Annotated in this window: 23 protein-coding genes and 1 pseudogene; 16 read left to right on the top strand and 8 right to left on the bottom strand. The window is 67.7% G+C overall.

The window, feature by feature from the left end; translation table 11 throughout:
• Window positions 1–139 precede the first annotated feature (139 nt).
• Window positions 140–931 (bottom strand): permease, encoded by a 792-nt coding sequence (locus R5O87_RS20330; RefSeq protein ID WP_410554838.1) that lies wholly within the window; start codon window positions 929–931, stop codon window positions 140–142.
• Window positions 932–1152: 221 nt separating this feature from the next.
• On the opposite strand from R5O87_RS20330, the gene R5O87_RS20325 reads away from it, so the two are divergent.
• The 14 genes from R5O87_RS20325 to R5O87_RS20260 all read left to right on the top strand — a co-directional run bounded on the left by R5O87_RS20325 (window position 1153) and on the right by R5O87_RS20260 (window position 14975).
• Window positions 1153–1851 (top strand): winged helix-turn-helix transcriptional regulator, encoded by a 699-nt coding sequence (locus tag R5O87_RS20325; protein ID WP_410554839.1) that lies wholly within the window; start codon window positions 1153–1155, stop codon window positions 1849–1851.
• Between the two features lie 230 nt (window positions 1852–2081).
• Window positions 2082–3053, top strand: a complete 972-nt coding sequence (gene mshD / locus R5O87_RS20320) for a mycothiol synthase (protein WP_410554840.1) — start codon at window positions 2082–2084, stop codon at window positions 3051–3053.
• A 105-nt stretch (window positions 3054–3158) separates the two neighbouring features.
• Complete coding sequence (locus R5O87_RS20315) at window positions 3159–5408, top strand: RNA degradosome polyphosphate kinase (RefSeq protein WP_410554841.1); 2250 nt, start codon at window positions 3159–3161, stop codon at window positions 5406–5408.
• 11 nt (window positions 5409–5419) lie between these two features.
• On the top strand, window positions 5420–6391 hold the full coding sequence (locus R5O87_RS20310) for an NUDIX hydrolase (protein WP_410554842.1): 972 nt from the start codon (window positions 5420–5422) through the stop codon (window positions 6389–6391).
• Between the two features lie 103 nt (window positions 6392–6494).
• Entirely contained in the window at window positions 6495–8153 is a 1659-nt protein-coding gene (locus R5O87_RS20305; protein WP_410554843.1) for a hypothetical protein, read from the top strand.
• Entirely contained in the window at window positions 8150–8602 is a 453-nt protein-coding gene (locus tag R5O87_RS20300) for a GntR family transcriptional regulator (protein ID WP_410554844.1), read from the top strand. The genes R5O87_RS20305 and R5O87_RS20300 overlap by 4 nt, the downstream gene beginning before the upstream one ends.
• A 9-nt stretch (window positions 8603–8611) precedes the next feature.
• Window positions 8612–9415 carry a thymidylate synthase gene (locus R5O87_RS20295; RefSeq protein ID WP_410554845.1) on the top strand — a complete coding sequence of 268 codons (804 nt, stop codon included), beginning with the start codon at window positions 8612–8614 and terminating at the stop codon, window positions 9413–9415.
• Window positions 9412–9996 (top strand): dihydrofolate reductase, encoded by a 585-nt coding sequence (locus tag R5O87_RS20290; protein WP_410554846.1) that lies wholly within the window; start codon window positions 9412–9414, stop codon window positions 9994–9996. The genes R5O87_RS20295 and R5O87_RS20290 overlap by 4 nt, the downstream gene beginning before the upstream one ends.
• 3 nt (window positions 9997–9999) lie before the next feature.
• Window positions 10000–10218, top strand: coding sequence for an NF038396 family protein (locus R5O87_RS20285; RefSeq protein WP_410554847.1), 219 nt, complete (start codon window positions 10000–10002; stop codon window positions 10216–10218).
• Between the two features lie 119 nt (window positions 10219–10337).
• The gene (locus R5O87_RS20280; RefSeq protein WP_410554848.1) at window positions 10338–11417 is read left to right on the top strand and encodes a WXG100 family type VII secretion target; all 1080 of its coding nucleotides are present in this window, start codon (window positions 10338–10340) and stop codon (window positions 11415–11417) included.
• Window positions 11418–11426: 9 nt separating this feature from the next.
• Complete coding sequence (locus R5O87_RS20275) at window positions 11427–12080, top strand: hypothetical protein (RefSeq protein ID WP_410554849.1); 654 nt, start codon at window positions 11427–11429, stop codon at window positions 12078–12080.
• Window positions 12067–12468: a hypothetical protein gene (locus R5O87_RS20270; RefSeq protein ID WP_410554850.1), complete on the top strand. Its 402-nt coding sequence runs from the start codon at window positions 12067–12069 to the stop codon at window positions 12466–12468. The genes R5O87_RS20275 and R5O87_RS20270 overlap by 14 nt, the downstream gene beginning before the upstream one ends.
• A 76-nt stretch (window positions 12469–12544) precedes the next feature.
• Complete coding sequence (gene asd / locus R5O87_RS20265; protein WP_410554851.1) at window positions 12545–13687, top strand: aspartate-semialdehyde dehydrogenase; 1143 nt, start codon at window positions 12545–12547, stop codon at window positions 13685–13687.
• Window positions 13688–13868: 181 nt separating this feature from the next.
• Window positions 13869–14975 carry a winged helix DNA-binding domain-containing protein gene (locus tag R5O87_RS20260; protein ID WP_410554852.1) on the top strand — a complete coding sequence of 369 codons (1107 nt, stop codon included), beginning with the start codon at window positions 13869–13871 and terminating at the stop codon, window positions 14973–14975.
• A 37-nt stretch (window positions 14976–15012) separates the two neighbouring features.
• Here the strand turns inward: R5O87_RS20260 and R5O87_RS20255 are convergent, their stop codons facing one another.
• The 7 genes and pseudogenes from R5O87_RS20255 to R5O87_RS20225 all read right to left on the bottom strand — a co-directional run bounded on the left by R5O87_RS20255 (window position 15013) and on the right by R5O87_RS20225 (window position 20377).
• Window positions 15013–16080 carry a UDP-N-acetylmuramate dehydrogenase gene (locus R5O87_RS20255; RefSeq protein ID WP_410554853.1) on the bottom strand — a complete coding sequence of 356 codons (1068 nt, stop codon included), beginning with the start codon at window positions 16078–16080 and terminating at the stop codon, window positions 15013–15015.
• A 34-nt stretch (window positions 16081–16114) separates the two neighbouring features.
• On the bottom strand, window positions 16115–17383 hold the full coding sequence (locus R5O87_RS20250) for an MFS transporter (RefSeq protein WP_410554854.1): 1269 nt from the start codon (window positions 17381–17383) through the stop codon (window positions 16115–16117).
• A gap of 12 nt (window positions 17384–17395) precedes the next feature.
• The gene (locus R5O87_RS20245; protein ID WP_306924967.1) at window positions 17396–17833 is read right to left on the bottom strand and encodes a MaoC family dehydratase; all 438 of its coding nucleotides are present in this window, start codon (window positions 17831–17833) and stop codon (window positions 17396–17398) included.
• A 2-nt stretch (window positions 17834–17835) separates the two neighbouring features.
• Window positions 17836–18297, bottom strand: a complete 462-nt coding sequence (locus R5O87_RS20240; RefSeq protein WP_410554855.1) for an FAS1-like dehydratase domain-containing protein — start codon at window positions 18295–18297, stop codon at window positions 17836–17838.
• A gap of 35 nt (window positions 18298–18332) precedes the next feature.
• Window positions 18333–18557 carry a DUF3188 domain-containing protein gene (locus tag R5O87_RS20235; RefSeq protein WP_377949349.1) on the bottom strand — a complete coding sequence of 75 codons (225 nt, stop codon included), beginning with the start codon at window positions 18555–18557 and terminating at the stop codon, window positions 18333–18335.
• A 49-nt stretch (window positions 18558–18606) separates the two neighbouring features.
• Window positions 18607–19487: pseudogene (locus R5O87_RS20230) on the bottom strand (DUF2797 domain-containing protein).
• A gap of 26 nt (window positions 19488–19513) precedes the next feature.
• Window positions 19514–20377: an HpcH/HpaI aldolase/citrate lyase family protein gene (locus R5O87_RS20225; RefSeq protein ID WP_410554856.1), complete on the bottom strand. Its 864-nt coding sequence runs from the start codon at window positions 20375–20377 to the stop codon at window positions 19514–19516.
• 318 nt (window positions 20378–20695) lie between these two features.
• Here R5O87_RS20225 and R5O87_RS20220 point away from each other — a divergent pair, with 318 nt between their 5' ends.
• Together R5O87_RS20220 and R5O87_RS20215 are read left to right on the top strand one after the other, a co-directional pair.
• Entirely contained in the window at window positions 20696–21727 is a 1032-nt protein-coding gene (locus R5O87_RS20220) for an ABC transporter substrate-binding protein (RefSeq protein WP_410554857.1), read from the top strand.
• A 58-nt stretch (window positions 21728–21785) separates the two neighbouring features.
• Window positions 21786–22706, top strand: a complete 921-nt coding sequence (locus R5O87_RS20215; protein ID WP_410554858.1) for a TauD/TfdA dioxygenase family protein — start codon at window positions 21786–21788, stop codon at window positions 22704–22706.
• The last annotated feature ends 81 nt before the right edge of the window (window positions 22707–22787 follow it).

Raw genomic sequence — 22787 nt, 5'->3', positions numbered from 1 at the left:
GCAGGGATTTACCGCTGTCCTTTGAACAGCCGGTACACAACAAAACCGGCAAACCAGGCCATGGAAAGGCTGGCAACGCCGAGCAGGACAAGGAAGAAGATTTCAAATGCAAGTACGGACATGATGCCATCCTAACCCGTCAGGAGATGAGTAGTTTGTCTATGAAGTAGGCGAGCGAACCGACCGCCGCAATCGGTGCCAGACCCATGCCCAGGGCGGCGGGAAAGTTCAGCGGAGCACCCCGGAGGGTGACCAGCCGGCGGAAGCTGACCAGGACGGCCCCGACCACCACGCCGAACACGGCGGCGGGCAGCACTGCGATGTCGGAGAACACCAGCCCGGCCAGCGGCCCGGCCAGCCCGGCCAGGGTGATGCCCAGGGGCGCAATGATCCGGTCGGGCCAGCGGATGAGGCCGGCGAGAAGTGCGACGGCGGCGCTGATGCCCGCCACCAGCACCATCTCCTTAACACCGTTGAACCTGGCGCCGGCGATCCAGCCGGAGCCCAGGCAGGACAGCAGGACGCCCACGCTGCAGCCGAGCGTCGACTCAAGGCGCTGCGCCTGGCCGGTGCCGCGCACCAGCTGGACAAGGAAAACGGCGGTGACGCCCAGGGCGATGAAGCCGGGCGTCCAGTTGAGGTAGCCGGGGGCGGCGGCGAAAGTGGCCGCAATGGCTGATCCGGCGCCTGACAGCCCGATCACGGCGGCGAGGGTTTTCTTGGCCGGGATATCCAGGTAGTGCGGCCAGCCGACACCGATCCCCAGGGCAAAAAGCACGGCCACGGCGAGGAGGACATCCGGGGTCCGGAAGACGCTGGCCACAAGCGCGGCAAGGCCCGCCAGGCCAATAATTCCGATGCTCCATGACTTGAGCGTCCGGCCGGCAGCGGCAGGATCGCTCACCCCGGGGGCAGGCCGTGGCGTACTCATCTCGGACTCTGCACTCAAATCTGCTGCGACCTCATCCTGGCTGTGCCGTTGACGGGCAGGGCTCGGCCCCCTGACGGTTTCAATCCTGCCCTATGTGAACGCCATATGTCGTAAACAAGGCACGCGGGTGCGGCCCATCAGTGTCCGTCCGGGGGCCGTTGGGTATACTCAGACATCAGCTCAGTCGCCCGACGATGCGCGGACAGCCCCTTGGAGGAATAATGTCGCACATCCTGTTACTGACCAACAGCACCGGGTCATCGGTGGACATTTTGCCTGCCTTGGAACTCCTGAACCACCGGGTGCACATCCTGCCCGCGGAGCCCACCGCGCTGCTCGAGACGGACCCCTGCGACATCGTCCTTTTGGATGCGCGCAAAGACCTTGTGGGCGCCCGCTCCCTGACCCAGCTCCTGAAGGCCACCGGCCTCAGCGCACCGCTGGTGCTGATCCTCACCGAAGGCGGCATGGCGGCCGTCTCCTCTGCCTGGGCAGTCGATGACATCGTGCTCGACTCGGCGGGCCCCGCCGAAGTGGAGGCGCGGATCCGCCTCTGTGTCGCCCGGGCTGTACCGGAGCAGGAGGAGACTCCCTCCGAGATCCGGGCCGCCGGCGTCGTAATTGACGAGGCAAGCTATACGGCGCGCGTCAACGGCGCGGCACTGAACCTGACCTTCAAGGAATTCGAACTCCTGAAGTACCTTGCGCAGCACCCGGGCCGGGTCTTCACCCGGCAGCAGCTCCTCACCGAGGTGTGGGGCTACGACTACTACGGCGGCACCCGGACCGTAGACGTCCACGTGCGGCGGCTGCGCGCCAAGCTGGGCGCCGACCACGAGAACCTCATCAGCACGGTGCGCAACGTGGGCTACCGCCTCACGCTGATGCGCCAGCAGGAGGACGAACTCACCGAGGCGTAGGCCCCGGAGCCCAGTATCCAGAATGCAGAACGGCCCGGCTCACCAGAGCCGGGCCGTTCTGCATTCTTACTGATAAGTGGAGGACATACGGGTCGAACGTATCGAGGCCACCCCAGTGGTGGATCCCCCTCACAACCTGCATGATTGCCGGTTGAGGTAACGACTATACGGGGCGCCACGGCCTGTTCCAAATCGGGCATGCCCGGGCGGCGTCCGTATAGCCTTACAGCATGAGTCCAGCACACCCGGAAAAATGGCCCGTCCTTGTCATCAAGGGCAGTGTGGATGACGAGCTGCTGCGGGATGTCCGTGCCCTGCTGGCCGCCGCCGAGGAATCGGACGGCAATCCCCCCATTTCCGAACAGACCCTCGTGACCATGCGCGCCGCGGACACCGGCCCGCACACGCTGCTGACCCTGGCCCTCTACGCCCCCGACGAGCAGTCGGATCCCGCCACAGCGCAGGATCTGGCCGGATTCGCCGTCATTGTCGAGGACCCGGACGGGACAGGCGTGGTGGAAATCGCGGTGCACCCCAGTTACCGGAACCAGGGCGTGGCGGACCGGCTCGTGGGCACGCTCAAGTCCTCCCGCGGCCTGGACGGGCTCAAGGCCTGGTCGCACGGCAACCACGAGGCAGCGGCGGACCTGGCAGCCCGGTACGGCTACGGACCGATCCGGGAGCTGTGGAAGATGCGGCTCACCACCGCCGCCTCTGACCTGCCCGACGCCGGCCTTCCGGACGGGGTCTCGATTCGCGCCTTTGTGCCGGGCCAGGACGAGGAGGCCTGGCTTGCGGCCAACCGTCAGGCTTTTGCGCACCACCCGGAGCAAGGTTCCCTCACCAGGGCCGACCTGCAGGCCCGGATGGACGAGGCCTGGTTCGACCCCGCGGGCTTCCTGCTGGCCGAGGACCGGGACGGGCGGCTGCTCGGCTACCACTGGACCAAGGTGCATCCGCAGCACGGAACTCACCCCGCGATCGGCGAGGTGTACGTGGTGGGCGTTACGCCGGCCGCGCAGGGCATTGGCCTGGGCAAGGCACTGACCATCGCCGGGATCCGGCACCTCCAGCAGCAGGGGTTGCACGCCGTCATGCTGTACACCGATGCGGACAACACCCCGGCCGTCTCGCTGTACCGGCGGCTGGGCTTCACGCGCTGGGACATGGACGTCATGTACGGGCCGCTCGAGGGACGCTGATCACCCCCTCTTGCGCGCGTCCCGGCGGCCGCGAAATCTTCGGGCCCCGGACGGGTTAATGCTTGTAAGGTTGAAACTAAACCCGCCAGTACTCAAGGAGAGCGCATGCAACCGGAATCCGCCGGATCAGCCACCACCGAAATCAAGGCGGCCCCTGTGCGCGCCCGGTTCGGCTCCTCCGAAGTGCCGGCGTCCCGCGCCACGCAGGACCGGATCGACATCCCCGAGTTCGCCGCCATCCTGGAACCTGAAGGTGAGATCAGCCCGGACCGGTTCCTGGACCGCGAGCTGAGCTGGCTCGCGTTCAACGCCCGCGTCCTCGAACTGGCCGAAGACCCGGACCTGTACCTGCTGGAGCGCGTCAACTTCCTGTCCATCTTCGCCTCCAACCTCGACGAATTCTTCATGGTCCGCGTGGCCGGCCTGAAGCGCCGCATCGCCACCGGGCTCGCCGTCCCCTCCCCCGCCGGCCTGAGCCCCGTCCAGGTCCTGGAACAGATCGGCGAGGCGGCCCACCGCCTGCAGCAGCGGCACGCCCAGGTTTACGCCGAGCAGATCCGGCCGGCCCTGGCCTACGAGCACATCCACCTCATGCACTGGGACGAGCTCGACGACGAGGCCCGGCACCGGCTCAGCGCCATGTTCGCAGAGAAGGTCTTCCCCATCCTCACCCCGCTGGCCGTGGACCCCGCCCACCCCTTCCCCTACATCTCGGGCCTTTCGCTGAACCTTGCCGTGGTGGTGCGGAACCCGGTCAGCGACAAGGAGCTCTTCGCACGTGTCAAGGTGCCGGACCAGCTGCCCCGCCTGATCTCCATCGACGGCCCGCGCGCCGGCTCGGTGCCCGGGCGCGTGGCACGCTTCATCGCCCTCGAGGAAGTCATCGCCGTCCACCTGGACCAGCTGTTCGCCGGCATGGAGGTCCTGGAGCACCACACCTTCCGCGTCACCCGCAATGAGGACGTCGAGGTGGAGGAGGACGACGCCGAGAACCTCCTGCAGGCGCTTGAGAAGGAACTGCTGCGCCGCCGGTTCGGCCCGCCCGTCCGGCTGGAGGTCACCAACGACATCAACCCGAACATCCGTGCCCTGCTGATCCGCGAGCTCGGCGTGGACGAGTCGGAGGTATACTCCGTACCGGCTCCCCTGGACCTGCGCGGCCTGTCCGTGATCGGCGGCATCGACCGCGCGGACCTGCACTACCCCAAGCACGTGCCCCACACGTCCCGGTACCTGAACGAGTCCGAGACGTCCAAGGCGGCGAACGTGTTCGCCGCCATGCGCCGCCGCGACATCCTGCTGCACCACCCGTACGATTCGTTCTCCACGTCCGTCCAGGCGTTCCTGGAACAGGCGGCCGCGGATCCCAAGGTGCAGGCCATCAAGCAGACCCTGTACCGTACCTCGGGCGACTCCCCCATCGTCGACGCCCTGATCGACGCCGCCGAGGCCGGCAAGCAGGTGCTGGCCCTCGTGGAGATCAAGGCCCGCTTCGACGAGCAGGCCAACATCTCCTGGGCCCGCAAGCTGGAGCAGGCCGGCGTCCACGTGGTCTACGGCATCGTGGGCCTGAAGACCCACTGCAAGCTCTCGCTCGTGGTCCGCCAGGAGGTGGACGGGCTGCGCCGCTACTGCCACATCGGAACCGGCAACTACCACCCGCGCACGGCACGCTACTACGAGGACCTGGGCCTTCTGACGGCCAACGAGCAGGTGGGCGAGGACCTCACCAAGCTGTTCAACCAGCTGTCCGGGTACGCCCCCAAGTCGACCTTCAAGCGGCTCCTGGTGGCGCCGCGCTCCGTGCGTTCGGGCCTGATCGACAGGATCGAAGGCGAGATCCGCAACGCCCGGGCAGGCATTCCGGCGCGGGTGCAGATCAAGGTCAACTCCATGGTGGATGAGGCGATCATCGATTCCCTGTACCGCGCTTCGCAGGCCGGCGTGCAGGTGGACGTCATTGTCCGCGGCATCTGCTCGCTGCGCCCCGGCATTCCCGGCCTCAGCGAGAACATCACGGTCCGCTCCGTCCTGGGCCGCTTCCTGGAGCACTCGCGCGTGTTCGCCTTCGGCAACGGCGGCGACCCCGTGGTGTACATCGGCTCCGCGGACATGATGCACCGCAACCTGGACCGCCGGGTGGAGGCGCTGGTGCAGCTGTCCGGCGGCGAGGACACCGCCTATGTGCTGGACCTGATGCGCCGGTACATGGACCCGGAGACGTCCAGCTGGCACCTGGACAGCGACGGCGAGTGGACCCGCCACCACATCGGCGACGACGGCAGCAAGCTTGACGACGTCCAGTCCTGGCTCCTGGCATCACGTTCCCGCCAGCGCGCCGTCGCCCGGCGGTAGGAACCCGGCCTTTGAAGAGCAGCGACTCACCCATAGCGGATCAGACCGATCACCCGGGCGAGCCGGTAGCCGTTACGGCCGCCGGCGCCCTTCCTTGGCGTGTCAAGAAGGACCAGCTGGAAGTCCTCCTGATCCACCGGCCCCGGTACGACGACTGGTCCTGGCCCAAGGGCAAGCTCGACCCGGGAGAGACGGTGCCCGAGTGCGCCGTCCGTGAGGTGGACGAGGAGATCGGGCTCGTGGCGCCGCTGGGCATCCCGCTCCCGCCCATCCACTACCACGTTGCCGCCGGGCTGAAGGTTGTGCACTACTGGGCCGTTGAGGTCACCGGCAACTCCCTTCGCCCCGACGGCAAGGAAGTGGACAGCGTCATGTGGTGCACCCCGGAACGCGCCGCCGAGCTGCTGTCCAACCCCTCGGACCGTGCACCACTGGAATACCTGGCCGCGGCGCATGCCCGCAGGGAACTCCAGACCTGGCCGCTCGTCGTCGTTCGCCATGCCAAGGCCAAACCGCGCTCGTCGTGGACCAAAGCGGAGGGCGAGCGGCCCCTGGCCGCCACCGGCATCCGCCAGGCACAGGCGGTGCACCGGCTGCTGAAGGCGTGGCAGCCGCTGCGCGTGGTCAGCAGCCCGTGGCTGCGCTGTGTGGCCACCATCGCTCCGTACGTCAAGTCCTCGGACGCCAAGGTGAAACTGGTGGATGCCCTGACGGAGCACCGGCATGCCCGGAACCCGAAAAAGACGGCTGCCGTCGTCGACGCCTTGTTCGACAAGCAGCGGGCGGTGGTCCTGTGCACCCACCGGCCGGCCCTCCCCACGGTGCTGGGCCAGCTGGCTGGCTACATGACCCCGCGGCTCAAGGGCCTGCTGCCGACGGCGGACCCGTACCTCGCGCCGGGGGAAATGATCATCTGCCACGTGGCGCACGGCAGCAAGAGCAGGATCGTTTCCGTGGAGCAGTTCAAGCCCTTCGACGACTAGGTCCCCCACAACCCCTGCATTGACCCCGGCCATCTTTGTATCAAATACTTGGTACAAAGATGGCGCTGCGGATCAGGCGCTTTGGGGATCATTGGGGGATCTGTTGCAACTACAGTTTGAGCTGCCAGCCATGGCGCTGCTGGGGCCGCTGCTGGCCGCAGTAGGCATTTACGGACTACTGCGCTGGGTTGTCTGGGCGCCTGGCGGCGGCAATTCGCCCAAGTCAGTTTCAGACCATGCGCTCTGGGTCGGCGTCATCGGCTGGCTGGCAAGCACGCTGCAGGGGGCGGCGAACGCCGGCATCATTCCCCTCAATCCACAGACGCCGTCGCTGCAGCAGCCTGGCGACATCCTGGGGGCTCTGGCCTGGCCGATAGCCGGCTGCCTCGGCGTCCACGCGCTGGGCCAGCTCAGCTACCCGGGACCCCGCAGTTCGCGGCGGCTCGCAACCCTGGCCGTCCGGCGGGTCAGGGACTTCCTTCCGCGGAAACTCGCGTGGACCACGCTCGGCATTTTCGCCACCTCCGCCGCAGCCATCGCCTGGGCGGCCATGCAGCCGGCGTACCGTGCGTTGCCCTACACCTCTCCGCCCTACGGGGAAGCCGGCCCCCTGGTGGGCGGCGACGGACGGATTGCCGGCACCGAACTGGCGGTCTGCCTTGCCGCCGCCCTCCTGCTGCTGGCTGCCGGAACCCTGCTGGTGCTGTGGCTGATTTCCCGCCGCCGGCAGCTCGAAGCACTGGATGCCGGCGACAACGTCCTCCTCCGCACGATGGCGATGAACCGTCTGCTGCGGACGGTCTCGACTGTCGCCGCCGGGCTTGCTTCCATTGCTGCCAACTATGCTGCCCGGCCGGATCCCGCGGTTGCCACCGAGTGGATCAACCCTGTCGGATTGGTGGCCATCGTGGTGCTGTTCGTGATGTGGCTGTGGCAGCCGCCCCGGCTGGCCGGCGTCCCAAACCGCAAAACCCGGGTCCGCCGCGCTTCGCCTTCGGGCCAGAAAAACGTCCGGAACCTTCGCGGCGAGAAGCACCCTGGCGCGGCGCTCTCTGTGTCCCTCGGCGCTCTCCTGGCACTGGCCGCGGTGGCGCCGGGGGTGGCGGTCCTGTTCTTTCTGGGCACGACCAATCCGGCCCGCGCCACCGTGGTCTCGGCTGTCATGGCCGTCTGCGTCCTGCTGGCCATCCTGGCCGGCGAACTGCTCCTCGCACGGAATTACGGCGATACCTCGGCGGTCCGCCGCTGGCCCGTCCAGCCGGTGGCTCCAGGCCTCCTCACCGCCGCCATTATTGGCACGCTGGTCCTGGCCGTAGTGATGGTGATGACCGCCGTCGGAGAAGCAGCCCTCCGGTCCGGAACGCCGGTGGCACCTGGCTGGATTACGACGGCGGTGGCCGCTGCCGCCGTCGCCATCACCGCTGTTCCCGCTACCCTTGCCGTGCGCCGGCGCCGCGGCATCGTCACCTCGGATGACGGACTGGATGCAGCGCTCCGCGCCGTCACGCTGAACAGGATCGTGCGGACTCTGGCCGCGTTCCTGCTGGCACAGGCGGGCGGGCTGCTGATATCGGGAAGCCGCGCATTGGGTGCGCTGCTGGGCATGCAGACGGTTCCGGCGGAAGCGTGGGAAGGGGCCGCGGCCGCCACCGGGTATGTGCTACTGGCGGCCGCCGCGGTGCTGTCCCTGATCCGCGTGACCGCTTTCGGCCCGAGGAGCGCACAGGCGGCACGGCACGCACCGGTGGAACCTGCGCGATGACCGAGGGCATTTCAGTCGACCTCGGCTCCGCCACTCCCCCGTACGAACAGATCCGGCTGCAGATCAGCGCGCTGATCGCCGCCGGCGGCCTCACGGCGGGGACGCGGCTGCCGGCCGTCCGCAGCCTGGCCGCGGACCTGGGGCTTGCCGCCGGGACCGTTGCCCGCGCGTACAAGGAGCTTGAACAGGCCGGGCTGATCGAAACCCGGCGCCGCAACGGCACCGTCGTCGTAGGGCTGCCGGCGAACAGTGCCGCGGGCACCGGCGTGCCCGGCTCCGGTGGGGCCGGAACAGGAGCCGCTGCAGCGGAACTGAATGCCGCCGTCGAGCGTCTCATCCTGGCCGGAACCAAGGCGGGACTGCCCGACGAGGAGCTTCTTGCGCTGGTCCGTGTTACCCTCCAGCGGCACCCCAAGGAGCCTGCAGGTCCTTCGTCGACCGTCGAATAGACTGGACGGGTGAGCACCCCAACGCCCTATGAAGACCTTCTGCGCGACGTCATGGCCAACGGCACGCACAAATCAGACCGCACCGGCACCGGAACCAGCAGCGTTTTCGGCCGTCAGATCCGCTTTGATCTGGGCGAAAGCTTTCCGCTGATCACCACCAAGCGGGTGCACTTCAAGTCCGTCGCCGTCGAGCTGCTGTGGTTCCTCCGCGGCGACTCCAACGTGAAGTGGATGCAGGACCAGGGCGTCACTATCTGGAACGAATGGGCCGATGCCGAGGGCGAACTCGGGCCGGTCTACGGCGTCCAGTGGCGGAGCTGGCCCACCCCGGACGGCGGTCACATCGACCAGATCGCCGAGCTCGTGGAGAGCCTGAAATCGAACCCGGACTCGCGCCGGCATATCGTCTCGGCCTGGAACGTGAGTGAACTCAAGGACATGGCCCTGCCGCCCTGCCACGCGTTCTTCCAGTTCTACGTTGCGGACGGCAAACTCTCCTGCCAGCTGTACCAGCGCTCGGCGGACATGTTCCTGGGCGTGCCGTTCAACATCGCCTCCTACTCGCTGCTGACCTGCATGCTGGCGCAGCAGGTAGGACTCGAGCCCGGCGAATTCGTCTGGACCGGCGGCGACGTGCACATCTACGACAACCACATGGACCAGGTCCTGAAGCAGCTGGACCGGGAACCGTACGAGTACCCGCAGCTGAAGATCACCCGCAAGCCGGAGTCGATCTTCGACTACACCCTGGACGACTTCGAAGTGGTGGGCTACCGGCACCACCCCACGATCAAGGCGCCGATCGCCGTATGAGCACGGAGGGCACTATGGACGGGCAGGCTTTCAGCGAGGACATCGCCGCAGGGATGTCCGGGATCGGGCTCGTGTGGGCACAGACCCCCGCCGGCGTCATTGGCAAGGACGGCGACATGCCGTGGAACCTGCCCGAGGACATGAAGCACTTCACCAGGGTCACCACCGGCCATCCCGTCATCATGGGCCGCAAGACCTGGCTGTCCTTCCCGGCGAAGTACCGTCCGCTGCCCAACCGGACCAACATCGTCATCACCCGGCAGGAAAACTGGGGCAGCACGCCCGAGGCGGAGGGCGCCGTCGTCGTCAAATCCCTCGATGACGCCCTGCTGGAATCACAGTTCGCTCCGGGCTGCGAGGCAGTCTGGATCGTCGGCGGCGGCGAAATTTTCAAGGAGTCCACCGGGCTGGCCAACGTCGCGGTGGTCACCACCATCGACGTGAACGCCGACGGCGACACGTACGCCCCGGAGCTCGGCGACGGCTGGGTGGCCGGCCCGTCAGCGCCCTCGGACGGCTGGCTCACGGGGGCCAACGGCACCCGCTACCGGTTCACCAAGTGGAACCGCTCGGAAGGTTAGAAGATGCTGCGTAAACCCGAAACCCTCTTTGTGCTCGGCTACATGCTGCTGCCGCTGCTGGCACTGCTCTCCGCGGTTGTCGGCCTGACCATGATCCTGGGCGGCAACAAGATCGCCGGCATCATTGTGCTGGTGGTGGTGACGCAGGCGTTCGCCTTCGGCGCCTTCTTCGCCCTGCGCGCCCGCAAGAATGCCCTGCTGGAGGAGCCCGACCACCAGTAGCGTCCGGGATGGGGAGCGCTGCCCATCGCGGCGCACGTGGGCCCGAACTAGAGTGATGGCTGGACTTAGCAGCAACCGTCCTTGTCCGGGGCGGTCAGGATTTGGGGGATGATGCCGCAGTGACTGGTAATTTGTGGGGCGCCGACGTCGCGCAGCTTCGCACACTCGCGCAGCAGTTCGGAAAGGTCTCCGACACCCTGTTGCAGACGTCGTCGCAGCTGACCAACCAGATCAACAACAACCCTTCCTGGAAGGGCAACGACGCCACCCAGTTCCGCTCGGACTGGAACGGCAACCACCGGGCTCTCATCCAGCGGACGGCCCGCGCCCTCAAGGACGAGTCCAGGAAACTGCTGGACAACGCCAACGAGCAGGAGAAGGCCAGCGACGCCGCCCCGGGCTCCGGCGGCGGTCCCGTGACCCTGGGCGATCCGGGGTCTTCCTGGCCGGGCGTGCTGGGCGGTGTGCTGCTCGGGGGCGTCGGTGCGCTCAGGGCGGGCATGACCCTGCACAAGTTCATCAAGGCCCCGTTCACCCTCGCCAAGCACCTCAGCCAGTACGGCTGGGTGCTGAAGAACCAGCGGGCGGACTTCATCAAGGCGTTCCTGCAGGGCAGCCACCGCATTGGCGGGCCCGGCTTTGCAGCGCACCGGCTGCTCGGGAACTCGGCCCTGGACGACCTGCTGAAGGGATCCGCCTCGGCCCACCGCGGGCTCGGGCTGATCGACAAGGCTACCGACATCGCGTCGCTGAAGAACCTCAACAAGCACATTGGCGTGCTGTCCAAACTCGGGCCGGTCCTGGAGGAGAAGCCCTGGCTCGGCGCCGGGACCAAGCTCGAATGGCTGGGCAAGTCCGGCCTCGCCCGCGGACTGGGCTGGGCCGGCGTCGGGTTCAGCGCCTATGACTCGGTGAAGAGCTTTTCCGACGGCGACATCAAGGGCGGGCTTGTGGGCGTGGGCAAGACGGCCCTCGGCGTTGGCTGCTTCCTGCCGCCGCCGGCCGGGACGGTCTGCCAGGTCGCCAGCGTCGGCATCGCGGTGTACGAGAACTGGGACACCATCAGCAGCGTCGGGAAAGACATCGGCGAAGGCGTGGTCAACGCCGTCAAGGACCCTGGAAAGTTCGTCAGCGACACGAAGGATACCTTGGTTAATGCGGGCAAGTCCGTGGGCAAGTTCTTTGGATTCGGCGATTAGGAGACAAGCATGACTGTTCAGGACCCGACCCAGCAGGAACCGCGCCTAGGCGTCGACGTCATCGGCTTCGGCGTGGGCGAGTTCGCCTACCTGCTGAACGTTTTCGAGGGCCCTTCGCGGGACCGCTCAGTCAGCGTCTTCCGCGCCGAAGAGATGATCGACGACGTCACCCTGTCCACCGCTGGAGCCTCGTCGCTGCTGGCACGTGACCTGGCTGCGGTTGATGACGACGGTGATCTGGGCGTGAAGGGCGTGGCTGCTGCCGTTGCCACCGCGCTGGGCAAGGCGACCCGGTGGACGGAGATCTCGCTCCTGACCGGCGAGTCGATGGACAACGTGGCGCTGCTTGAAGCACCCGGGGTTTCCCTGATGCTCCAGCCCCGGCTCCTGGGTACTTGGTTCGTCTTTGCCCAGGATCCCGCCATTTCTTCGGCGGAGGCGACGCTCAGGGTGGTACGCCAGCATGTCGAACAAAACCCTGGCGGCTCCGCATATCTGGTTTTGAAGACCCTGGCGTCCGAGCAGCACCTGCTGATCCGTCGCGAGGAGACTTCGTGGACCACCGGCGTTCCCGATTTCGATAATGACAAGGTTGCCGAGACTGGCGGCCTGGATGATGCGGGGCTACTCGCCGCGATCGAGGATGCACGTGGCGAGGCGTAGCGACGGTGTCCCACAGGAGCCGGGCTACTCACTATCCGGTCTCGCCGGGGAGCAGCTGAAATACCGGCGGGCAGAGAACGGCGAAATGGTGGGCTACACGCGGGCCGAATACGGCGTGCGAAAGGATGACGGGCGCGGCCTGGTCAAGCCTGTCAACAGCTCCGGCGGCCTGCTCTTCCTCTCAATACTGCTCACGGCCTGTCTAGGCGGCCTGCTTTACGGTGTGGTCCAGGTGGCGCTCACTGACCAGTGGCACATCCTTGGCGAAGTATGGTGGGTTTTCCCGGCCTGCCTTTTTCCTTTCCTTGCCGCCTGGGCGGCCTATTTCAAGGAGCGGCGGGCCGAGAAACTGCGCAAAGCCCGCAACCTTCCCCGGCCCGTGGACTGAACTCTTTGCGTCCGGTGCGCCGGCGGCCGTGACGTAACCGACTGCGGCCCGCCAAATCCAAAGATAAACTGGCTAAATGACTACAGCAGCTACTCCGTCCGTTGGACTGGTCGGTTGGCGCGGCATGGTCGGCTCCGTCCTGATGCAGCGCATGCAGGACGAGGGCGACTTCGCCAGCATCAACCCGGTATTTTTCTCCACCTCAAACGCGGGAGGTGCCGCCCCGACTCTTGCTGGTGCTGCCGCGGGCGCGGCCGGTAAGCTCGAGGACGCGTTCGACGTCGAGACGCTGGCGAAGCTGCCGATTATTGTCACCGCCCAGGGCGGGGACTACACCAAGCAGGTCCACGGCGAGCTGCGCAGCCGGGGCTGGGACGGCCTTTGGATCGACGCCGCCTCCACCCTGCGCATGAACGATGACTCCATCATCGTGCTCGACCCCATCAACCGCGACGTTATCGACAAGGGCCTCGCCAACGGCGTCAAGGACTTCATCGGCGGCAACTGCACCGTTTCCTGCATGCTCATGGGCCTTGGCGGTCTCTTCAAGAACGGCCTCGTCGAGTGGGGCACGTCCATGACCTACCAGGCCGCCTCCGGCGGCGGAGCGCGGCACATGCGCGAGCTCCTCAGCCAGTTCGGCACCCTCAACGCCGAGGTCAGCACGGAACTGAACGACCCGGCGTCGGCCATCCTGGAAATCGACCGCAAGGTGCTGGCCCACCAGCGCAACGGCGTCGACGCCACCCAGTTCGGTGTGCCGCTGGCCGGCTCCCTCATCCCCTGGATCGACGCCGACCTCGGCAACGGCCAGTCCAAGGAAGAGTGGAAGGCCGGCGTCGAGACCAACAAGATCCTGGGCACCTCGGATGAGAACCACGTGATCATGGATGGCCTCTGCGTGCGGATCGGGGCCATGCGCTCCCACTCGCAGGCACTCACCTTGAAGCTGCGCGAGGACCTCTCCGTTGCCGAGATCGAGAAGCTGCTCGACGAGGACAACGAGTGGGCCAAGGTGGTGCCCAACTCCAAGGAAGCCTCCATGGCCGACCTGACCCCCGTGGCCGCCTCAGGCACGCTGACCATCCCGGTGGGACGCATCCGCAAGCTCGAAATGGGCCCCCAGTACATCAGCGCATTCACCGTCGGCGACCAGCTCCTCTGGGGTGCCGCCGAGCCGCTGCGCCGCATGCTCAACATCGCCACCGGCACCCTATAGCCAGGCTCCGCCCACTCAACCGGCCCTGCCCCGCACGACCGGCCCCGCCCACTGTTACAAGGGCTGGGCCGCTCACGCGGAGCGGGGCCGGTTTTGTATCCGCGCCCGAGCGGTCGCTGCCAGGACGTGCCGCGGCAGACGCGGGCGCCCCCTCCGGTCCGGAGCGTCCTAGGATGGGCTCATGGCAGCGGCGGTGAAGACCCGGGTTTCGTCCAAGGTGATGGGCCGGCTGCGGCTGGCGTCGCAGGGGCTTCTGGGGTCCGGGTTCGACGGCGTGCCGGAGGCCGTCCGCGGGATGACCGCCATGCAGGCGCAGGATCTCCAGTCGGCGCTGTGGGCTGTGGGTGTCCGGGTGCCCGGTGCGGGACTGAGCGATGTCCGCAGGGCTTTGGACGACGGTGCGGTGGTCCGGTCGTGGCCCATGCGGGGGACACTGCACCTGCTGGCGCCCGAGGATCTGCGCTGGATCCTGAACATCACCACGGCCCGCATGATCCAGGGCACGGCCGGGCGGCACCGGCAGCTGGAAATCACCAGCGAGGACGTGGAGAAGTGCCGCGACGTAGCCCTTGGCGTGGTTGACGGCGGACGTGCGGCAAGCCGGGAGGAGCTGTTCGCGGCCTTTGAAGCTGCCGGGCAGGCCACCAAGGCCCAGCGCGGGGTCCATCTCCTGTGGATGCTGTGCCAGAGCGCCTCGCTGGTGCCCGGGCCGCTGGACGGCAACCAGCAGAAGTTCGTTGCCTTCGGCCGTTGGATCACGTCCTCACGCGATCTGGGCCGGGAGGAAGGGATCGCGGAGCTGCTGCTGCGGTACCTGCGCGGGCACGGACCCGCCACGCTGCGCGACTTCGCCTGGTGGTCCAGCATTCCCCTGACCGAGGTGCGGCGCGCACTGCCGGCGGTGAGCGGCGAACTTGTCGAACTGGAGCACGACGGAACCCAGTACTGGCTGTCGCCGGAGGCCGCCACATTGCTGGACAATGGCGTGCCCGGGCAGCGCACGGTCCTCGCCCTTCCGGGGTTCGACGAGTTCGTCCTCGGCTACACGGACCGAAGCATCGTGCTGCCGCCCGAACACGCGCAGAAGATCGTCCCCGGTGGCAACGGGGTGTTCAAGAAGGCCATCGTGGCCGGCGGCGAGGTGACCGGCACCTGGGCGAGGCAGGGGAACGGCCGGACGGCCGCCGTCGTACCCGTTCCCTTCGACGACACGAAGCCCCTGGGCCCGGCGGCCCTCGCGGGTTTCCGCCGGGCCGCCGAGCGGTACGGGCGGTTCCTCACGTCCTGACGGTACGGGCCCGCGCTCAAGACCTGTCAGACACCCGCTACAGCGTAATGCCGATCAGGAGCGGCTCGGGGTGCAGTTCAATGCCAAAACGCCCGACGACGCCGGCCCGCACCTCGCGCGCGATCGCCACCATGTCGGCGGCGCGGGCCGAGCCGCGGTTGGTGATGGCCAGGGTGTGCTTGGTGGACAGCGAGGCCCGGCCGCCCGAGACGCTCCCCTCCTCCAGCCCGAAGCCCTTGCCGAAGCCGGCGTGGTCGATCAGCCAGGCCGCGGACAGCTTGATGAGCCCGTCGGAGCCGCCCGGATACCGGGGTGCGTTTTCGGGCAGTCCGTCTGCCACGGACGACGGAACGATCGGGTTGGTGAAGAACGAACCCGTGGAGTAGGTGTCGCGGTCCGCCGGATCCAGCACCATGCCCTTGGAGGCGCGCAGCCGCAGGACCTCGCGGCGCACATCGTTGGAGTAGGCACGCTGGCCCTGCTCGACGCCCAGGACCCGTGCCAGCTCGGCATAGCGGATGGGTGCGCTCATGCGGCCCAGCGGCAGCTGGAACTCGACAGTCAGCACCACGTAGCGCGGGGACCCGTCGACCGTGGTCTGCTTGAGGATCGAATCCCGGTACCCGAACTTCAGCTCCGAGTTGGTGAAGGTCTTCACCGCGTTACGCTCCCGGTCCCAGGTCCGGACCGCGGCGATGGTCTGCGAAACGTCCGCACCGTACGCGCCGACGTTCTGCACGGGCGTGGCCCCGGTGGCGCCGGGGATCCCGGACAGCGCCTCAATGCCGGACCAGGCGTGCAGCACGGCGTGCTCCACCAGCGCGTCCCAGTTGTGGCCGGCCTGGACCACCACGGAGACGCCGCCGCAGGAGTCCTCCGCGTTGACGGTGAACCCCTCGGAGGCGATCTTCAGGACGGTTCCGGGGAACCCGTCGTCGGAAATCAGCAGGTTGGAACCGCCGCCAATGATGAGCAGCTGCTCACCGGCGGCGTCCGCGGTGCGCACCGCCTCGATGATCTCGGCCTCGGTGCGGGCCTCGACGTAGGTGCCGGCGGGACCGCCGACGGCGGCCGTGGTCAGATCGGAAAGCATTGGGGAGGTCACCAGTCCAGCCTATCGGGAACAGAAGCAGGGGAAATCAGGGAAGCTTGCGGGCCACCGGGGACAGCAGGAAGCTCACCGCCAGCACGGCCATGACGGCCAGCAGCGAGTGCAGGATCCCTACGTGCTCAGCCAGCAGCCCCAGCAGGGGCGGGCCGCACAGGAAGGCCCCGTACCCGATCGTGGACACCACGGACACGCGGGCGGCGGCCTTGGCGGGATCGTCGGCCGCGGCAGACATGCCCACCGGGAAGCCCAGCGAGGCGCCGAGCCCCCACACGGCCAGGGCGGCGTAGGCCAGCCACGGCACCGGCGCGAACACGAACAGCGCCAGTCCGGCGACGGCCATGGCGGAGCACCAGCGCATCACCGGGACCCGGCCGAACCGGTCCAGCACCACGGTCCCGGCGAACCGGCCGATGGTCATGAACGTGACAAACAGCCCGTACCCTGCGGCGCCCGCCGCGTCGGACTGGTGGTGCCCGTCCGCCAGCGCCAGGGCCACCCAGTCCCCCGCCGCGCCCTCGGCCAGCGCCAGGCCCAGCACCATGACGCCGAGGAGCAGCGTCCGCCGGTCCCGCCAGGCCTGGGCGATCTTGCGCTTGTTGTCCAGCGGGGCCTCGCCGCAGTCGTTGACCTGACGTACAAGAGGGATGGGCCCGGTAGAGGGGTCCTCGAAGTTGTCCGGCCGGTACGGTGCCGCGCGCTCCGCCGGGGTAGCGTCGGCACGGAACCAGCGTGCCGCCGTCGTCACCGAACCGGCGACGACGAGACCGGCGGCGGCGAGGTGCCAGAGGACGGGCACGCCGGCGCCTGCCGCCCAGGCGCCAAGCCCGGCGCCTGCCACGGTGCCCAGGCTGAACGAGCCGTGCAGCCTGGGCATGATGTGCCGGCCCATGGCCCGTTCGACGGCGGCGCCCTCCACGTTGGACGCCGTGTTCCAGCTCGCCGTGCCCAGGCCGACGACGGCCAGGCCCGCCGCAACCGTAACCGGGCTGGACAGGACCGACGTGCCGAAGCCGGCGAAGACCAGGCCGCAGCCCACCATGATGCTGCCGGTCCGGATGGTCCGCCGGGAACCGAGCCGGAGCACGATCAGCCCCGACGCGGACACCGAGAGGAAGGACCCCGCCGTCATGCACAGCAGGAGCAGTCCCACCGTGCCGGGCGTGAGGCCGAGGCCGTCGCGGATCGCCGGCAGGCGCGAGACCCAGGACGCGAATGCGAGTCCGCTGGCGGCGTAGGCCACCACCACCGCCTTGCGCCACAGGCCGATTTCCCGCGCCTGGACGGCGGTGGAACTCAAGACAGCATCACGTCACGCCAGCCGGACGAGGGCCTGGGCCTTCACGAGGACCTTCTGGCCGTCAAACACCACGGTGAGGTCAACGCGCGCGGTGCGCGCTTCGGCGTCCAGCGCGCCGACCGCGCCGCTGACGTCGATCACGGCACCGGCGTCGCCGGTTCCGGTGGTGTCGGTGACCAGCACCGGCTTGGTGAAACGCGTCTGGTAGTCGACGACGGCGGCCGGGTCACCGGCCCAGTCGCTGACCAGCTGCACGGCGGCACCCATGGTGAACATGCCGTGCGCGATGACACCGGGAAGCTCGACGCCCGTGGCGAAGGCCTCGTTCCAGTGGATGGGGTTGAAGTCCCCCGAGGCGCCGGCGTACTTGACCAGGTCCTGCCGGGTTACCTCGATGCTGCGGCTGCCGATGTCCTGGCCGACGCTGAGTTCTTCGAATGTGGGGCTCATGGCTACTGTCCCTCTCCGCGGACCAGGATGGATGACTTGGTGGTGGATACCGGCTCGCGCCCGTCCCCGTCCGTCAGTGCGAAAATCTCGCTGCGCGTGGTGATCATGGCGCCGCCGCCCATAGCGCGCACGCCGTCGACGTGCAGTTCGGCGACGAGCCGGTCGCCGGCAAAGATGGGGCGGTGGTGGGTGAAGCGCTGGTCGGCGTGGACGACGCGGGAAAAGTCGATGCCCGCCTCCGGATCCTCGATCAGCTGGGCGTCGGCGCGCTGCGCGATGATGATGGCGAACGTCGGCGGTGCCACGAGGTCGCGGTGGCCCAGGCCCTGGGCGGCGTCAACGTCGAAGTGGGCGGGATGGGTGGCCTTGACGGCGCGGGCGAACTCGCGGATTTTCTCGCGGCCGACGTCATACACCTCTGCGGCAGGGTAGCTTCGGCCCTGCAGGTCCGGATTGATAGTCATGGGTTCAAGCCTATCGGGGCGGGCGTGCCGGTTTCCTACTTGCGGATGTTCTTCCGCACACTCTGGCCGCGGACCACCAGGCCCACCATGTGCAGCACCAGGCCCAGGCCGATGACCGGCAGGGACCCGATCATGAGCCCCTGGTTGGCGGTGACATTGCCCGCGATGTTGAGGATCAGACCGACGGCGATGAGGCCCATCGCGGTGAAGACCAGGATTTTGTAGGACTTGGGCGCGGTGACCCAGAATTCGTGCAGCACCGTGCCAGTTTACCCAGTCAGGCTGTCCGCCCCCATTTAAGGGCTTTCCCTAGAAGAGGGCTTCCTGCACCGCCGGCACCTCCGAGGTGTACTCCCCGGGTTCCACCAGCCGCCCCTTCAGCAGCCCGAGGTTCACTACGAAGTCCAGCTCCGAGCCGTCCAGGCTGGCCAGTCCGTGGCTGCCGCACAGGGATCTGAGGATGAAGCCGTGGCTCCCGCCATGCATCCCGTGCGGGTACGCGTGCCGGGAAGCCGCCGCGCACAGCGCCGCGGCCTGGGCGGGGCGGACCCACTGCTCGTCCACAATGGCAAAACCCCCGACGGCGGTCCCCGCCAACAGGGCCCGGACGTCTTCAGCCCGGCGCCGGTTCAGCAGGTCAAGCTCGACGCCGGGCATCGGGTCCGTGAGGGCGGGGGCGGCGGCCTTCGCCGCGCCGCGCACCTGCTGGGCGAGGCCCGCTTCGGTGGTCGCCAGGTCCTCCAGGACGCGCACCACCCGCCAGTCCTCCGCCAGGGCGACGTAGCGGGCAACCACCGCACCCTGTTCAGCCAGCCGGTTCCATTTGGGCGGCTGCGAGGCCGTGCCGATCTTGCTGGCCCCGTTGGCGAACGTGGCGACGTAGAGCCAGTGCGGCTGCATGAGGTAGTCCCGCAGTCCGGCCGGGACCCGCTGTCCGGGCAGGTCACGTGCCGGCGCCCCGCGGCCGAGAAAACCCTGGTGTGGCCGAGGCAGTGCCTGGCCCCGGCCGGCACACGGAACCCGAGCCGGGTGCCGGCGTCGAGCGCTATCTCACTGAACGCGCCGGAATGGTGCTGGAGGCGCAGAACCGGACTGCCGCCGTCGGACGCTGTGGAAAGGGCCTGCGGCCCGTCCCAAAAGACCCCGTGCACCAAAAAGACCCCGTGCACCGGATAACGGGTATCGGTCACGGGGTCTCCTGGTGATGCTGATGGCGTTACAGCGCGGGCTGCACGCCGAACGCTACCGCGAGCTTCATGATCTTCTCTGCGCGGCCGAGGCGGGGCAGGTCGGAGCCGTCGCGAATGACTCGGCCGTTGGCTTCGAAGTCGTTCATGAAGTCGGTGGCCCAGGCGACGTCCGACGGTGTGGGGCTGATGACCTCGTTGATGACGCTGGTCTGGTCGATGGCCAGGCAGAGCTTGCCGGTCATGCCCATCATCACGGTGATCCCGGTCTGCTCGCGCAGGATCGGGTGGTTGGTGCCCACGGTGGGTCCGTCGATGGGGCCCGGCAGGTTGCCGACGCGGCTGGCGACCACGAGCTTGGCGCGCGGGTAGGCCATGGCCTCCTGGGTGTTGGCCATGCCGGTGTCGCGGCGGAAGTCGCCGGAGCCGAAGGCCAGGCGGAAGGCGCCCTGGGCCTTGGCGATGTGGTTGGCTTCCTCGATGCCGAGCGCGGATTCCACGAGCGGGATGACCGGCGTCTTGCCGTCCATGCGGTGGAAGGACTCGGTGACCTGGTCCGCGGACTCGGTCTTGGCCAGCATGACGCCGAGCAGGCCCGGGGTGCCGCGCAGGCCCGCGAGGTCGTCGGCCCAGAACTTGCTGGTGGCGTCGTTGATCCGCACCCAGGCCTGGCCGCCGCCGGAGAGCCAGTTCACCACGTTCTCGCGGGCGACGTCCTTCTGCGAGGGGTCAACGGCGTCTTCGATGTCCAGGATGATCGAGTCCGCGCGGGACACGGCGGACTGGTCGAACAGCTCGGTTTTCATTGCGTTGACAAGCAGCCACGACCGGGCGATCTCGGCGGGGATATTGCGTTCGTGCCGGGTGATCTCGGCTGTGGAAGTAGACGTCATGGTTCTACCGTATCGGGCGCGCGCCCGTATGCGCGACGCAGATCGGCCCCGCAGGGCAGACCATTACGAACAAAAGGGGGCAGTCTACCGCCGTCGGCACGCCTCGCCGGCACCGCGGGTCACACCGGTTCACCGGCAGCAACAGGACGCCTCATGACCCGCTGTTGCGCCATGTTTCCGCGGATTTCCAACGGTTTCCCGCCGTGAACCGGGCACTTTTCTGCGTCCTTCGAGTGCGCTTACATCGATCCATCGGCCGTTACAGCGGCTGGAGTAAGCGTGGCGAACCAGCCAAAACAACCCCTGAAGGAACCCCCCATGAAACGACACCTGACCATCCTGAGTGCTGCGGCCGCCGTCGTCATCGCCCTGACGGTGTCCGGCTGCGGCGGACCATCGGTGGCCGGCACAGACGGCGCCGCTTCCGGCGCCAATGAAGTCAAGGAGCTCCGCTACCAGGGCTGGGCCAACAACGTCACCCTTCCCGAGCTGGCGCAGGACCTTGGCTACCTCGGCGACGTCAAGCTGAACTGGGTGGGCAACACCATCAGCGGCCCGCAGGACATCCAGTCCGCAGCCACCGGGCAGACCGACTTCGGCGGCGCGTTCGCCGGGGCAGTGGTGAAGCTCGTTGAGGCGGGCGCCCCCGTGAAGGCCGTCATCAACTACTACGGCGAGGACAGCAAGACCTTCAACGGCTTCTACGTGAAGGAAGACAGCCCGATCAAGACCGCCCGGGACTTCATCGGCAAGAAGATCGCTGTGAATACCCTCGGCGCCCATTCCGAGGCGGTCATCAACACCTACCTCCGCAAGAACGGCCTGAGCGCGGACGAGATCAAGCAGGTCCAGCTCGTGGTGGTTCCGCCGAACGACACGGAGGAGGCCATCCGCCGCGGCCAGGTGGACGCCGGCTCCCTGGGCAGCATCCTGCAGGACAAGGCCGTCGCCAACGGCGGGCTGCGGTCCGTCTTCAGCGACTACGACCTGTTCGGCACGTTCGCCGGCGGACCGTACGTCTTCCGGGAAGACTTCCTCGCCCAGAACCCCAACACGGTCCGGACTTTCACCACGGGCGTGGCGAAGGCCATCGAGTGGGAGCGGGCCACGCCCCGCAAGGAGGTCATTGCCCGGCTCACCAAGATCCTGAAGGAACGCGGCCGTAATGAGAACCCCGCCGCCCTGCAGTACTGGAAGAGCGTGGGCGTCCCCGCCAAGGGCGAGATCAAGGACGAGGACTTCACCCGCTGGGAGGAGTACCTGAAGTCCGCGGGCATCATCAAGTCCGGCCTTGACACCAAGAAGCTGTACACCAACGAGTTCAACGGACTCCTGACCGGGTCCAAGTAAACCGCCCGAGCCATCACAACGCACCGATTCAAGCAACGCACAAAGTGAGGAAAGAACGATGACCGTCATTACCGAAACTAAGCTCGAATTCTCCAAGCTGGGCTCCCGCATCGGCGCAGAGATCCGCGGCCTGGACCTCAGCGGCGACCTGTCCGCGGAGACCGTTGCGGAGATCCGCGCGGCCCTCAACGAGCACAAGGCCCTCGTGTTCCGCGAGGCCAACATCCTCTCCGATGAGGCGCAGGTGAAGTTCGCCAGCCACTTCGGCCCGCTCACCAAGGCGCACCCCACGGTGGCGTCCGTCGAGGGCGAGGAAAACGTCCTGCCGGTGGACAGCGAGAACGGGTCGGCCAACAACTGGCACACCGATGTCACGTTCGTCGTCAACCCGCCGCAGGCGTCCACCCTGCGCAGCATCGACCTGCCGGCCTACGGCGGCGAGACGCTGATCGCGTCCTCCGCCGGCGCGTACGCCGATCTTCCTGATGAGCTGCGGAACTTCGCCGACACCCTCTGGGCCATCCACACCAACGATTACGACTACTCGGTGCCCAAGAACCTGGAGCACGCCAATGCCGAGGAGCGCCGCAAGGAGTTCACCCGGCTGAAGTTCGAGACGGCCCACCCCGTGGTGCGCGTCCACCCGCTGACCGGCGAGCGCGGACTGTTCATTGGGGGCTTCGCGCAGCGCCTGCGCATTGTGGGGCTGTCCAACACAGAGTCCAGGGACATCATCCGCCTGCTCCAGGCCTACGTCACCCGTCCCGAGAACGTGGTCCGCGTGAACTGGGAGCCTAACCAGCTGGTGCTCTTCGACAACCGGATCACCCAGCACTACGCACCGGACAACTACGACGGCCAGCCGCGCAAGCTCAACCGCGTCACCATCGCCGGGGACATCCCGGTGGGCGTGGACGGCAAGCAGAGCCAGGCCCTGAAGGGTGATGCCTCCACGTACTCGGAGATCGCCCCGCTGTAAGTTTCGTCCCGGCGGGCCCAAGTAGGTCGCAGCAGAAGGCGTTCTGAGCCCTCAGAACCCCCTCAGCTGCGACCTACTTGG

The sequence above is a fragment of the Arthrobacter globiformis genome, from assembly GCF_046536215.2.
GTDB classification, from domain to species: Bacteria; Actinomycetota; Actinomycetes; order Actinomycetales; family Micrococcaceae; genus Arthrobacter; species Arthrobacter globiformis_E.
The sequence above is the reverse complement of the archived record's forward strand: the minus strand, read 5'-3'. Positions and strand labels throughout refer to the sequence as shown.

Bases quoted from the DNA above. Each gene is read 5' to 3' on its own strand.
- R5O87_RS20300 (WP_410554844.1), top strand. From the start codon at position 8,150: ATGACCGAGGGCATTTCAGTCGACCTCGGCTCCGCCACTCCCCCGTAC.
- R5O87_RS20330 (WP_410554838.1), bottom strand. From the start codon at position 931: ATGAGTACGCCACGGCCTGCCCCCGGGGTGAGCGATCCTGCCGCTGCC.
- R5O87_RS20245 (WP_306924967.1), bottom strand. From the start codon at position 17,833: ATGAGCCCCACATTCGAAGAACTCAGCGTCGGCCAGGACATCGGCAGC.
- R5O87_RS20240 (WP_410554855.1), bottom strand. From the start codon at position 18,297: ATGACTATCAATCCGGACCTGCAGGGCCGAAGCTACCCTGCCGCAGAG.
- R5O87_RS20225 (WP_410554856.1), bottom strand. From the start codon at position 20,377: ATGACGTCTACTTCCACAGCCGAGATCACCCGGCACGAACGCAATATC.
- R5O87_RS20290 (WP_410554846.1), top strand. From the start codon at position 9,412: ATGAGCACGGAGGGCACTATGGACGGGCAGGCTTTCAGCGAGGACATC.
- R5O87_RS20220 (WP_410554857.1), top strand. From the start codon at position 20,696: ATGAAACGACACCTGACCATCCTGAGTGCTGCGGCCGCCGTCGTCATC.
- R5O87_RS20285 (WP_410554847.1), top strand. From the start codon at position 10,000: ATGCTGCGTAAACCCGAAACCCTCTTTGTGCTCGGCTACATGCTGCTG.
- asd (WP_410554851.1), top strand. From the start codon at position 12,545: ATGACTACAGCAGCTACTCCGTCCGTTGGACTGGTCGGTTGGCGCGGC.
- R5O87_RS20315 (WP_410554841.1), top strand. From the start codon at position 3,159: ATGCAACCGGAATCCGCCGGATCAGCCACCACCGAAATCAAGGCGGCC.
- R5O87_RS20325 (WP_410554839.1), top strand. From the start codon at position 1,153: ATGTCGCACATCCTGTTACTGACCAACAGCACCGGGTCATCGGTGGAC.
- R5O87_RS20275 (WP_410554849.1), top strand. From the start codon at position 11,427: ATGACTGTTCAGGACCCGACCCAGCAGGAACCGCGCCTAGGCGTCGAC.
- mshD (WP_410554840.1), top strand. From the start codon at position 2,082: ATGAGTCCAGCACACCCGGAAAAATGGCCCGTCCTTGTCATCAAGGGC.
- R5O87_RS20260 (WP_410554852.1), top strand. From the start codon at position 13,869: ATGGCAGCGGCGGTGAAGACCCGGGTTTCGTCCAAGGTGATGGGCCGG.
- R5O87_RS20215 (WP_410554858.1), top strand. From the start codon at position 21,786: ATGACCGTCATTACCGAAACTAAGCTCGAATTCTCCAAGCTGGGCTCC.